Source organism: Stenotrophomonas sp. (genome assembly GCF_032056425.1).
Classification (GTDB): Bacteria; Pseudomonadota; Gammaproteobacteria; order Xanthomonadales; family Xanthomonadaceae; genus Stenotrophomonas.
Genome location: NZ_DAMBCN010000014.1, coordinates 15224 through 28280 on the forward strand (window position 1 = coordinate 15224; position 13057 = coordinate 28280).

Sequence of the window (13057 nt, forward strand, 5' to 3'; positions counted from 1 at the left end):
CGCGCTGGCAGTGCTGCGCACGCGGGCGTTCAGCCGCCGTTTGCCTGCGCCACACGTGCACGCTGCGCGAAACTGAATTCAGCCAGGGCCCGCTATGCTGGGCCCATGACCCGACGCTCTTCGACCGCCCTGATCCTGTTCCCGCTGGCCACCACGCTGCTGATCGGCTGCGCCAATGCCCAGTCCCTTGATGCCCAGAGCGGCCAGTTGAAGGCCGCGCTGGACGCCGCCGAACGCGGCCAACTGGTGCCGTCCCAGGCCGCCGCGCTCAGCCGCCATCCGGCCTATGGCTGGGTCGAGTTCGCCCAACTGCGGCGCAACATCGACAGCGTGGACACCGGCCAGGCGCAGGCCTTCCTGAAGCGCTATGACGGCCAGGCCGTGGCCAACAGCTTCCGCAGCGTGTGGCTGCCGTCGGTGGCCCGCCGCCAGGACTGGCCCACCCTGCTGGCCAACTGGGCACCGACCGAAAACCTGGGCCTGCGCTGCGCGCAGCTGACCGCCCGCCAGGCCACTGGCAAGGTGGACCCGCAGTGGATCAGCGAAGCGCAGGATCTGTGGCGCAGGAACGGCAAGTCGCTGCCCGATGCCTGTGACGCCGTGTTCGCCGTACTGCAGGCCCAGGGCGGCATGAGCGATGCCCTGCGCTGGGAACGCATCGATGCGGCCGCCGATGCGCAGCAGCCGGCAGTGATGCGCAGCGCCGCGCGTGGTCTGCCGGCCGCCGAGCTGGCCCAGGCCAACAGCTACGCCGCCTTTGTCGACCGCCCCAACGCCAGCGCCCTGAACTGGCCGCGTACCGAACGCAGCCGCCGCATCGCCACCGATGGCCTGGAAAAACTGGCCAAGGCCGACCCCGGCGCCACCGAACAGCAACTGCCGCAGTACGCGCAGGCACTGGGCCTGAGCGCCGAGCAGCAGGGCAAGGTGCGCTACCAGATCGCGCTGTGGACCGTGGCGTCGTACCTGCCGGATTCGGCGCGCCGCCTGAACGCCGTGCCCGAATCGGCCTACGACGAACGCCTGCACGAATGGCGCGCCCGCGAGGCGATGTCACGCGGCGATTGGCCGGCCGCGCTGGCCGCGATCCGCAAGATGGGCAGCAAGCAGCGCAGCGACTCGCGCTGGGCCTATTTCGAAGGGCGCATGCTGGAAAAGACCGGGCAGGCGCAGCAGGCGCAGACGTTGTTCCGCGATGCCGCGCGCGCGCCCACCTTCCACGGCTTCCTGGCCGCCGACAAGCTGCAGCAGGCGTACACGCTGTGCCCGTGGAAGCCCAACGACAGTGCCCAGGCGCAGGCCGCCGTGGCCCGCGATCCGGCCATCCAGCGCGCCATGGCGCTGTACCAGATCGACCGCACCGGCTGGGCCGTGGCCGAATGGAACAGCGCCCTGTCGCGCTTCGATGACACCCAGCGCCGGCTGGCCGTGCGCGTGGCGCAGGACAACGGCTGGTTCGACCGCGCCGTGTTCGCGCTGGGCAAACAACCGCAGGAGCAGCGCCTGTACGACCTGCGCTTCCCGCTGCACCACGACAGCACCATCCGCCGCGAATCGGCACGCAACGCCATCGACCCGGCCTGGGTGGCCGCCGAGATCCGCGCCGAGAGCACCTTCACCCCGCGCGCGCGCTCGCCTGCCAATGCCATGGGCCTGATGCAGGTGCTGCCCACCACCGGTGCCAGCGTGGCCAGGTCGATCGGCCTGACCGGCTACGGCGGCGCCGACAGCCTGTACGACCCGGACACCAACATCGCCATCGGCACTGCGTACCTGCGCCAGCTGATGAACAAGTACGACGGGTTGCCCTACGTGACCATTGCCGCCTACAACGCCGGGCCGACCCCGACCGCACGCTGGCAGACCCAGCGCCCGGGCTTCGACCCGGACCTGTGGATCGAGACCATCAGTTACAAGGAAACGCGCGAATACGTCGCCCGCGTGCTGGCCTTCAGCGTGATCTACGACTGGCGCCTCAACGGCAATGCCCTGCCGCTCAGCGACCGTTTGATGGGCCGCCTGGTGGACAAGCGCAAGGCGTTTGCCTGCGCCACCAATGCCGAGCAGGGCGGGGATTGATCGACGCGGTGGGTGCCGCCGGGCATGGCCCGGCGCTACCCCGCAATGCCATCCGAACCGGTAGCGCCGGGCCACGCCCGGCGAGCGCGCAGCGCGGCACCATACGCCCGTGCGATCATCCTCACCATGAAGATCTATCTTGTCGGCGGCGCCGTGCGCGACCGCCTGCTGCAGCGCCCCGCCGGCGACCGTGACTGGGTGGTGGTCGGCGCCACCCCCGCGCAGATGGAAGCGCAGGGTTACACCGCCGTGGGCCGCGATTTCCCGGTGTTCCTGCATCCGAAGACGGGTGAGGAATACGCACTGGCGCGCACCGAGCGCAAATCCGGCCGCGGCTATCGCGGTTTCGTGGTCGATGCCGATCCGGCAGTCACCCTGGAAGAGGATCTGCAGCGCCGCGATTTCACCATCAACGCCATTGCCTGCGACGAAGACACCGGCACCCTGGTCGACCCCTACGGCGGCGCGCGCGATCTGCAGCAGCGCGTGCTGCGGCACGTCGGCCCGGCATTCGTGGAAGACCCGCTGCGCGTGCTGCGCGCGGCACGCTTCATGGCGCGCTTCGCGCCGCTGGGCTTTACCGTCGCCGATGAAACCATGGCGCTGATGCGTGAGGTGGCCGCCAGCGGTGAACTGGATGCCCTGGTTCCCGAACGGGTGTGGCAGGAACTGCGCAAGGCGCTGGTCTGCGAACGCCCCTCCGCGTTCCTGCGCACGCTGCACGACGCGCAAGCGCTGGGCCCGATCCTGCCGGAACTGGAAGCGCTGTACGGCGTGCCGCAGCGCGCCGAGTTCCATCCGGAAGTCGACACGGGCATCCACCAGGAAATGGTCAGCGACATGGCCGCACGCCTGGCACCGGGCGATGATCTGGTTGGTTTCGCTGCCCTCACCCACGACCTCGGCAAGGGCCTGACCCCGCAGGACGAATGGCCGCGCCACATCATGCACGAGCAGCGTGGCCTGAAGCCGCTGAAGGAACTGTGCGCACGGCTGAAGATTCCCACCGAACACCAGCAGCTGGCTGAGGCGGTCTGCCGCGAGCACTTGAACGTGCACCGCATCGACGAACTGCGCGATGCCACCGTGCTGGAACTACTGGGCCGCTGCGATGCCCTGCGCCGGCCCGAGCGCGTGGCGCGCATCGCGCTGTGCTGCGAGGCTGACAAGCGCGGCCGGCTGGGTTTCGAAGACAGCGATTACCCGCAGGGGGAAACGCTCAAGCGCCTGCACCAGGCCGCGTTGTCGGTGCAGGCGCGCGACCTGGATACCACGCAGCTGAAAGGCCCGGCCATTGGCGAGGCGTTGGCCAGGGCGCGGGTGAAGGCGATTGCGGCGGCGCGCTGAGCGCGGTCAGTGCGCCATGCCGCGGGTAATCGCCGCGGCGCGCTCCTTCAGCTGGGCCACCGCATCGGGAATCATCTCCATGCCCACGTCCAGACCAGGGTTCAGCACCAGGCCAACCCCCTCGCCAATGCCTGACAGCAGCGCGTGCACGGCAATCGGCATGGCATGGGCGAACTGCGGCAACTGTTCGTGCCACAGCCCGGCCCGCTCGGGGGCGGTGAACACGGCAAACATCGGCTCGCCGCTCTCGCTGGTCAGCACCAGCGGTGAAATGCTCTCGTCCCAGGCGCCATCCTCGCCAATGGCCTTGTCCAGCAGCACGAACACCGGCGCGGTCAGCAGGCCGTCCAGGAACTGGGCAGCGGTCAGCGTGCCGTCCTGCGCCTGCAGCAGGCGGACCTCCAGGTCGTTGGTGGGTTCAAACGGCGTGTCGTGGTCCATGGTCGCTTCCGGTACGTGATTGCTGGGCACCACTTTAGCAGGCCGGGACCTCAGGCCAGATAGCCCTGCCGCCACAGCCACCCCGCCATCGCCAGCCCAGCCACCAGCACCAGCATCAACGGCAGGCCAAAACGGTGCCGGAATGGAATCGGCGCCCCGCCAAGCTGCTGGTCCAAGGTGTCTGTGTCCAGTACCCAGCCATGTCCGCAGCGGGTGCACGCCAGTTCGTAGCGGCGCTGGTAGACGAAGCCGAACAGCAGATCAATGCGCGCCATGCGGTAGCGCAGCTGCGGCACGAACTCGGTTTCCGTCCGGCAGCGCAGGCAGTGGTGGGCCTCGGTCGGGCCGACCACCACCACCCGTTCCTGCTGGCCGATCAGCAGCATCAATCAACCGCCCCTGCAGGCGGGCTGCGCCAGCAGCCAGGCCTCGGCGGCAGCCAGGGTGGCCGGTCCGCTGGCGGTCGCCTGGTCGGGCTGCAGCTGGGCGCCGTCGCCCTGGCCGCTGCGGTCGGTCATCACGTTGTGGGTCACCAGCAGAGTCGTGCCGTCCACCAGCGTCATGGGCCGATTGCCGGTGGACAAACCCGCGCTGGGTTGGCCGAAACTGCGGCTGGTCGCCTGCCCACGGAAGGCAAGCGCCACCGCCTCCCCTGCGCTCGCGGTACGCGCTCCCATCACCACGGCGACCGGCGCGCTTCCCGCACGCAGCGAATAGGCGGCCTGGCGCGAGCGCAAGGTCTCCCCACCGTCCTGCCTCACTTCGCCTTCCGCTTGCCGCCACCACTGCGGACCATCGGCACTGCGGAAGGCACCGATCCGTGCCCCCTGTGCATCCGGCGTCCCCTGCAGCAATGGCAGCAGCCCCAGCAACATGGGCCACATGTTGCCGCCACCGTTGCTGCTCACATCCACCACCCAACCGCAGCGCGTACCGTCATCCAGATCGACGATGCGCTGCTGCAGCGCCAGCGCGTGGGCCTTGCGTGCCGCATAGCGCTCCTGCGCGCTGCGCTGCAGATCCTCCAGGAAGGGGCCGACCTTCAGCACCCCGATGCGCGCGTCGACCTTCGGCGGGTCCGCCAATGCAGTGCCCTGCGCCGCATTCAGTCGCTGCGCACGCGCAGAGCGCTCGCGCTGCTGGCCGGGTGAGATCCAGCGGCCATGGCCACCGCTGCTGCGTGCGGCGGCGCCATCCAGTATCCGTCGTTGGTCTGCCCGGTCATCAACTGCGGCCGCCAACTGCATGCGAACCTCTGCCCAGTCGACGCGGTCACGGTACAGGGACTGGGTTTCCAGCACGTGCAGCATCTGTTCGCGTGCTTCGGCAGAAGGCAATTCCACGGTCGCATCCGCGGCTGCAGAGGCCGGACCAGAAAAAGCCAGGAACACGGCCATTGGCAGGATCGCGCGTGCGCATCCGTGCAGACTCATTGACGACTCCTTGTCCATGGTGAAGGCCGCAGCGTAGCGGTGAACGCCGTCAGTGACCAGCACAGGCCGGCTGGGCCAACAGCCATGCCTGTGCAGCGGCCAGAGTGGCTGCACCGCTGCGGGTGTGCTGGTCAGGCTCGATCTTCAGCCCATCGCCGTGACCGGTGCGATCCTGCATCACATGGGTGGTGAGTACCAGCGAACTGCCATCGACCAGCGATCGCAGTACGTTGGCCGTGGACACGCCGCGGGTGGGTTCACCGAAGCTGCGCGTCTGCGGGCGGCCACGGAACGCCAGTGCCGTCGCTTCGCCGGCGCTGGCGGTGTGCTGCCCGGTGAGCACGGCCACGGGCGCTGCGGTGTGTTTCAGCTGATAGCCCGGCTTGCCAAGATCAGCGATGACGCGCGTGCCCAGACGCACGTCAGAGGGTGACAGCTGCCAGCGGGACGGGCCATTGGCGCTGGCGAACGCGCCCACGGTCTCGCTGTCGCCAGCGGTGATCCGGAGCAGCGGCGCCACGCCCAGCAGCATGGGCCACATGTTGCCGCCGGTGTTGCCACGCAGATCCACGATCCAGCCGCAGCGCGTGCCGCTGTCCTGCTCACGGATCGCAGCCTGCCAGCGCGACGCGCGTTCCTGCATCTGCTGCTGCGCGGCCGCACTGGGAACAATGGCGAATCCGCCGATGCTGACCCAGCCGATACGCGGATCCAGACGCGGGGGGTCGACGGCGGGGACTGGCACAGCACGCGCATCAGGCGCAGCTGCGCCCTCGGCGTTGGCGCGGCCAGAGCGCTGGCCCTCCCGTCGCATCCGCTCCGCGCTGATCCAGGCGCCGTGCCCGCCTGAACTGCGGCCGACGGCCTCTTTCAGCACGTCGCGGATCTTTCCCGGGTTGCCCTGTGCCGCGCTCATGCGCGCACGGATCTCCGGCCAGTCCACCCGATCACGGTAGAGCGCCTCGCGCTCCAGCATATCCACCAGCTCGATCTGGGCCTGCCGCGTGGGCAGTTCGATGGCGTGGGCAGGTGCCGCCATCGTTGCGGCCAGTGCCAGAATCGTGGAGCGGAAACGCATGGGCATGCGACGGTCCTTCGCCGAAGATGGAACGAGCATACGCCCATGGACGTCGCGCGACGTGGTGTGTTCAGACCGAGGTCGACACCTGAGATTCCGCCGGGCATCGCCCGGCGCTACCAGTCGGCGCGCAGGCCGATGTTGCCTTCGATCACGCGCCGTTCTTCGTTGCGGCTTCCGCCCAGCTCACGCGTGTAGTCGGCCACGGCGTACGCGCTGATGCTGCGGTTGAAGCGCGCGACCACACCCACGCCGGCTTCCAGTGCGCGCGAGCGTTGCGTGCTGGTGATCACATCGGCATCGAACTGCACGCGATCCTCGCCGGAGCGGCCGTGCCAGTAATTCAGCTTGAAATACGGCTGCCAGCCGTTGTCGGCCAGCTGATAATCACCGGCCAGGCGCAGGCCGGCGCGGCCGGTCCAGGCGTTGTCACTGTCGAACGAGACGGCAGACACCGCGTCGCGCTGGTCATCCAGCGAACCGCGTTGCCAGATCACCTGTACCTGCGGCTCCAGCCACCAGGCCGATTGCCCGAACTGCAGCATGGGCTTGCCGGCTTCCAGCGACAAGGTCGTGCCGTCACCGCGCACATCGATGCCCAGCCCGCGCGCTGAGCGCATGCGGCCGTCGTAGCGGCTCTGCATCGCCACCACATCCAGGTAGCCTCCGTCGCTACCGCTCAGCGTCCAGTACAGGCCCACATGCTTGTCATCCAAACGGCTCTGGCCGACCTGCACGTTCTCCCAGCCCAGCGCCAGGCCGGTGACGCGGCCATCGGCGCGGGTGCGGCCAACGAACACGCCGATCTGGTTGCGGTGTGCATCACCGGCCGCGGCCCAAAGGTCCAGGCCGGCCTGCACGCCCATCACATCACCGTTGAAGCCAGCGTGTGCATCCCCCTTCCAGTGGACGTCACTGCTCTGTCCGACCAGTCTGCCCCAGGCCGTACGCAGGGCACCGTTGTTGTACAGCAGGCGCTGCTCGCCCTGGCGTTCGTGGAAGGTGCCCAGGCTTGCCAGCGACGCCTCACGCAGCAGCGGCGGCGCCACCGCATAGGCGGCGGTTTCAAGTCGGTACAACGGCACTACGTCGCCCTGCGCAGGCCGCGCACCCGCACTGGGCGGTGCCCCCAGACCCGGCAGCGCGCCACCGGTGACCGGCACCTCGGGCACCGGCAGGTCGCTGGGCGGGGCAACGTCGGCTGGCTGCGGCGGCGGTGGCGGTGGGGCGGACTCGGCCGCGGTCAGGTCCGGGTCCGCGGCCCCCTCCGGTGGCGGCGGCGGGGCCGGGGCCATCGCGGGGGGCGGTGCCACCGGCGGCGTGGGCGGCGGTGGCGCGGCGCTCACGCCGGTACCGGTGGCAGCGGCCACCGGTCCGGACACCCGCGTGGAGCGCAGGTACCAGTTTTCACCAGTGCCTGCGCTCACCCCACCCTTGAACAGGAAGTACTCGTAGGCCCCGGCCGAGACCGGGGCAAACAGTGAGAACGCACCGGGCGCGGTGGTGGCACCGTTCAGCGCCTGCACCACCAGGATGCCATCGGCGGCGGTGGTCGCGCCGCCGCCGCCGGCATTGAGGATGCCGATACCGGTCGTTCCGCTGGCCGCGCCGCCGTCGATCTCCAGGCGGTCCGTAACGGAATCGTCCGCGCCCAGCACGGTGCGCAGATACAGGGCGCCACCTTCACCACGGTAGTTGCCGCGTATCGTGAACACATCGCCGGCACCCACGCCGGTCAGATCGATGCGCCCGGCGTTGACCACGTTCACCAGCGCGCTTCCGCTGAACGGACGAACCGCATGGGAGCCACTGCCCGCGTACAGCGTGCTGGTGTCATCCAGTGTGAGCGTGCCGGTGCCGGTTACACTGTCGCCCAGCCGCAGATCGCCCTCGAAGGTCAGTTCGGTGCTGCGGACCAGGGTGATCGATTCCCAGTTCTGCACGCGGCCCACGCCGGTCATCTTGACGTTGCTGAGCACAAGCCGGTCGTTGCCACTGCCGCCGTCGAACAGCGGCACCGCGCCCAGGTTGCCCTGGTTGAGGTTGGTCAGCGTGGCGAGATCATCATCGGGACCGGCATCGATGGCGCCATAGACAATGCCACCGCCGTTCCAGTCGAAGGTATCGTTGCCGGTGCTCAGCAGCAGCTGCCCGCGCACCGTCCCTCCGGTGATGATGACGCTGTCGGCGCCACCACTGACGCTGATGTTGCCACCGATGTAGGCCGTGCCGGAAACGATGACGGTGTCGGTGTCGAAGCCGGTCACCACGTTGCCGTCCACGGTGCCGCCGGACATGTCGAACAGGTTCTTGTCCAGTTTCATGTTGACCCGGCCGATGCGGCCGCCGGTCATCCAGGCCTGGTCGCCGTCCTCGAAGGCTCCCACGATGCGACCGCCGCTCATGCGGAACGTGTCGATGTTGTCACCCTGCTGCAGCGCGCCGATGATGCCGCCACTCATGACGAAATCGTCGGCACCGCCACCCTGCACGACCAGGCCGTTCACAGTGCCACCGCGAACGGTCATCTGGTCATCGCCATCACCCTGGTCGACGCTGTCGATGGTGCCGCCACTGAGCAGCAGCACGTCGTTGCCCTCCTGCTGGCGCACGAAGCCCACCTGACCCGCCTGCATATCGAGACGGTCATTGCCAGCGCCGAATGAAATACCCCCCTGTGGCGCGCTGATCGTGCCCCGGTTTACCACGCTGCTGTCACCTGCACCATGGAAGTAGATGCCATAGTCCAGGCCGCCCTGGATCACGCCATCGTTGACCACACTGCTGCCGGCCCGCATGTATGCACCGCGGTTGGTCACTGACCGGATGATGCCGCTGGCCGTGTTGTTGAGCGCTGCCACGCTGCTGGTGTTGACGCCTGCAAAGGGCCCGGTGAGCGCCTCGATGGTGCCGGCATTGTTGATCGTGCCGCTGCTGCCGGGGTCGAAGTAGATGCCGTTGTCGCCTGTCTTGCGCTGGATCGCGCCAGGCAGCAGGTTGATGGTGACGTTGCTGACCCCAACGCCCACCCGGATCAGCACTTCATTGGGATTGGGCGCCTCTGCGGCGCAGGTGACTGTCTGGCCGCTGGCAGGCGCGGTGATGTCACAGCCCGCCCAGGCCTGTGGTGCTGCCAGCGCCAAGGCCGACGCCAGAAACAACGGCGAACGACGCACGCGGTAGAGTTCTGCATGGGACATACGGCACTCCTGGAACGGAAAGTCAGGAACTGCGGATACGGCCACTGCTGGCGCTGCGGGGGCGCCGTGAAACATTCAGATCTGACGTTATGCCGGATGCACCACGCCTCACGCGTGAGGCAATGCATGCATCACGTGGCGTGCATGTGCATGAAAGCGTTCAGGCCCATCCAGGGCAGATGTCCACCTGGGTTGGCACACAGTGCCTCCTGCCCGCGTCAGATCTTCAGGTAGATGCGTCGCCGGTCCAGCCACCACACCACGCCCCACCACAGCGCCACGAACGTGGCCGCCTGCAGCAGCGATGCCAGCTCCAGCGCCCCAGGCATCGCGATGGACAGCTGCTGCCACACCCAGCCCCAGGCTCCGCTTGCGAGCAAGGCCACCGACATCACCGACGCGCCCAGGTAGGCGGTGATCGCGTTCACCCCGAAACGTCGCCCCAACGCAGGCCAACCGCGGCGGTCGATCAGCACGTGCCCCAGCCACAAGGCGACCGCGGCCAGGCCACCCGTCCACAGCACATAGCTGGGCGTCCACAGCTGCTTGTTCAACGGCAGCACGATCGCCAGCAGCAGACCCAGCACGGCACCGCTTACGCCCGCCCCAGCCAGCGCAGCGGCGCGGCCAGCGCGCAGCAGGCCACCGGCCAGCAGGCCCAGCACAGTGGTGGCCAGCGCCCCCAGCGTGCTCAACAGGCCTTCCGGGTCGTGTCCCAGGCCGGTTTCAGGCTGCCATTGGTAGATCCACGGTGCGAACCACGCCGTGTCCAGACGACTGGCCGGGTTGGTGAACGGCGCCAGATCGCCGCTGCCCAGCAACAGCAGCGTATAACCCACCAGCAGTGCCAGCAGCAGCGCCAGTTGCGTGCGCGGCCGCGCGTACACCGCCAGCACGCCGACCAGTGCCGCACACAGCGCAATCCGCTGCAGCACGCCCCAGATGCGGAAGTGATGGGTATGCAGCGCCCACCACACCAGCAGGTGCAGCAGCACGCCGGCGATGGCGATGCGCAGCGCGCGCTCCAGCACGCCCTTGGCCAGGGCCGGGCGCGCAGCGGCGTCCTGCGCGCGTGGGGCCACGCTGAAGGCCATCGACACGCCCACCAGGAACAGGAAAAACGGGAACACCAGATCGGTGGGCGTGCAGCCGTGCCATTCGGCATGCTGCAACGGTGCGAACACCGCGCTCCAATCACCGGGGTTGTTGACCAGCAGCATGCCGGCCACGGTCAGGCCACGCAGGGCATCGATCGAGCCCAGCCGCACCGACGGCGCTGCCCCCATCATGCGGCCTCGTAGTGGCCGGCAATCCAGGTACCGCGCACCTGCAGCGCCTCGTCCAGCAGCACCAGGTCCGCCTGGTAGCCCTCGGCGATGTGGCCCAGGCGGTCATCCACGTTGAGGAACTGCGCCGGGTAGGTGGAGGCCATGCGCGCGGCCTCGGCCAGCGGCTGGCCGAGCAGCTGCACGGTGTTGCGCACGGCGGTGGCCATGTCCAGCGCCGAACCAGCCAGCGCACCGGCGGCGTTGCGCACCACGCCATCGACGGCGGTGATGGTTTCGCCGTACAGCACGTAGCTTGGGTCGTCGGCACCGACCGGCGGCATCGCGTCGGTCACCAGCAGCAGGCGGCCGCGCGGTTTGGCCGCCAGCGCCACGCGCAGGCTGGCCGGGTGCACGTGCACGCCATCGACAATGATGCCGATCCAGCTGTCACGGTCTTCCAGCGCGGCACCCACTGCACCGGGCTCGCGCCCCTGCAGCGGCGACATCGCGTTGTACAGATGGGTGAAGCCGCGCACGCCGGCATCCAGGCCGGCGCGGATCTCTTCATAGCTGCCGGCCGTGTGCCCGGCGGCCACGATCACCCCGCGCTCCACCAGCGCGCGGATCGTCTCCAGCGGCACTCGCTCGGGCGCCAGGGTCAGCAGGGTCACACCGTTGTCCAGCGAGGCGGCCAGCGCGATCTCGTCGGCATCGGGCACGCGGAACTTGCTGGCATCGTGCGTGCCCTTGCGCGCCGGGGCGATGTACGGGCCTTCCAGATGGATGCCGATCACGCCCGGCACGCCCTGCGCGATGGCATCGCGCATCGCCGCGATGGCCTCGCGCATCACGGTCACATCGTCACTGATCAGCGTCGGCAGCATCGCGGTGGTGCCGAAGCGCCGATGCGCCTGCGCGATGGTGCGCAGCGCGGCCACGTCGGGCGTGTTGTTGAACAGCGCACCGCCGCCGCCGTTCACCTGTACATCGATGAAGCCGGGCAGCAGCCAGCCACCGCCCAGGTCCACCTGTTCACCGGCCGCGCCCAGCTGCGGGGCGGCATCGGGCAGCAGACCGGTGATGCGACCGTCTTCGATCACGACCGCCAGATCGTCACGGAAATCATCACCGGTCAGGATGCGCGCGTTGCGCAGCACCTGTTTGTGCGGGGCAACCGCCATCAGACCGTCTCCGTAACCTTGTTCAGATGCGGCGGCAGGTCCGGGTTGAAGCCACGGCGCAGCGCCAGCGCATTGATCGCGCGGTAGAAGCTCTGCACCGTCAGCAACGGCGCGCACAGCGGGTGCGGTGCAGCGGCCACCGGCAGGTTGCCACCGGCACCGGCCAGCCACACCTGGGCACCGCGTGCGCTGAACTCATCCACCACGGCACGGGTACCGGCGCCGGTTTCATCCGGCTGGGCAAACGCCAGCACCGGGAAGCCGCGATCCACCAGCGCCATCGGGCCATGCTTCACTTCGGCCGAACTGTAGGCTTCGGCGTGCAGGCTGCAGGTTTCCTTGAACTTCAGCGCCGCTTCCTGGGCCGCCCCCAGGCCCAGGCCGCGGCCCAGCACGAACAGGTTGTGCGCATCGACCAGGCCGTCGGTCAGGGCCGTCCAGTCGCACTGCCATGCCTCGCGCAGCGCGTCGGGCAGCAGGTCCAGGGCATTGCGCAGCGCGCTGTCCTGCTTCCAGTACGCGGCCAGCTGCAGCAGCGCGGCCAGCGACGCCAGGTAGCTCTTGGTCGCCGCCACGCTCTTTTCAGCACCGGCGTGCAGCGGAATGACCGTGTCGGCCAACTGCGCCAGCGGCGAATCTTCCACGTTCACCAGCGCCACCACGCGTGCGCCGGCGGCCTTGGCGGCTTCGGCATTGCGCAGCAGGTCCGGGCTCTTGCCCGACTGCGAAATGACGATGAACAACGCACCGCGCAGCTGCAGCGGAGCGGCATAGACCGAACCCACCGACGGCGAGGCCGACGCCACCACCAGGCCCAGCTGGGTTTCCAGCAGGTACTTGCCGTAGGTCGCGGCGTGGTCGGAGCTGCCGCGCGCGCAGGTCACCACGAACGGCGGCGGCGCCGCGCGCAGGCTGGCGGCCAGGGTTTCCAGGGTGGCGTGGTTGCGGGCGAACTGGCGTGCGACCACATCGGACGCTTCGGCGGCTTCGGCAAACATCAGGGTGGCGGTGGGGTCTGACAGCGACATGG

At 68.9% G+C, this 13057-nt stretch carries 10 protein-coding genes; 2 read left to right on the plus strand and 8 right to left on the minus strand.

The window, feature by feature from the left end:
- Positions 1-105 precede the first annotated feature (105 nt).
- Positions 106-2079 carry a transglycosylase SLT domain-containing protein gene (locus RTY46_RS10840; protein WP_312708341.1) on the plus strand — a complete coding sequence of 658 codons (1974 nt, stop codon included), beginning with the start codon at positions 106-108 and terminating at the stop codon, positions 2077-2079.
- Positions 2080-2205: 126 nt separating this feature from the next.
- The gene (locus RTY46_RS10845; protein WP_312708343.1) at positions 2206-3426 is read left to right on the plus strand and encodes a multifunctional CCA addition/repair protein; all 1221 of its coding nucleotides are present in this window, start codon (positions 2206-2208) and stop codon (positions 3424-3426) included.
- 6 nt (positions 3427-3432) lie between these two features.
- Here the strand turns inward: RTY46_RS10845 and RTY46_RS10850 are convergent, their stop codons facing one another.
- The 8 genes from RTY46_RS10850 to RTY46_RS10885 all read right to left on the minus strand — a co-directional run bounded on the left by RTY46_RS10850 (position 3433) and on the right by RTY46_RS10885 (position 13055).
- Positions 3433-3867, minus strand: coding sequence for an SseB family protein (locus RTY46_RS10850; protein ID WP_312708345.1), 435 nt, complete (start codon positions 3865-3867; stop codon positions 3433-3435).
- A 50-nt stretch (positions 3868-3917) separates the two neighbouring features.
- Positions 3918-4253, minus strand: a complete 336-nt coding sequence (locus RTY46_RS10855) for a hypothetical protein (RefSeq protein WP_312708347.1) — start codon at positions 4251-4253, stop codon at positions 3918-3920.
- Positions 4254-4256: 3 nt separating this feature from the next.
- Entirely contained in the window at positions 4257-5210 is a 954-nt protein-coding gene (locus RTY46_RS10860; protein WP_312708349.1) for a S41 family peptidase, read from the minus strand.
- A 139-nt stretch (positions 5211-5349) separates the two neighbouring features.
- On the minus strand, positions 5350-6384 hold the full coding sequence (locus RTY46_RS10865) for a S41 family peptidase (protein ID WP_312708350.1): 1035 nt from the start codon (positions 6382-6384) through the stop codon (positions 5350-5352).
- A gap of 110 nt (positions 6385-6494) precedes the next feature.
- A complete protein-coding gene (locus tag RTY46_RS10870; protein ID WP_312708352.1) occupies positions 6495-9578 on the minus strand; it encodes an autotransporter domain-containing protein in 3084 nt (1027 codons plus the stop codon).
- Positions 9579-9796: 218 nt separating this feature from the next.
- A complete protein-coding gene (locus RTY46_RS10875) occupies positions 9797-10864 on the minus strand; it encodes a heparan-alpha-glucosaminide N-acetyltransferase domain-containing protein (protein WP_312708426.1) in 1068 nt (355 codons plus the stop codon).
- Positions 10864-12027 carry an N-acetylglucosamine-6-phosphate deacetylase gene (gene nagA / locus RTY46_RS10880; protein WP_312708354.1) on the minus strand — a complete coding sequence of 388 codons (1164 nt, stop codon included), beginning with the start codon at positions 12025-12027 and terminating at the stop codon, positions 10864-10866. The genes RTY46_RS10875 and nagA overlap by 1 nt, the downstream gene beginning before the upstream one ends.
- Positions 12027-13055: an SIS domain-containing protein gene (locus tag RTY46_RS10885; protein WP_312708356.1), complete on the minus strand. Its 1029-nt coding sequence runs from the start codon at positions 13053-13055 to the stop codon at positions 12027-12029. The genes nagA and RTY46_RS10885 overlap by 1 nt, the downstream gene beginning before the upstream one ends.
- Positions 13056-13057 lie beyond the last annotated feature (2 nt).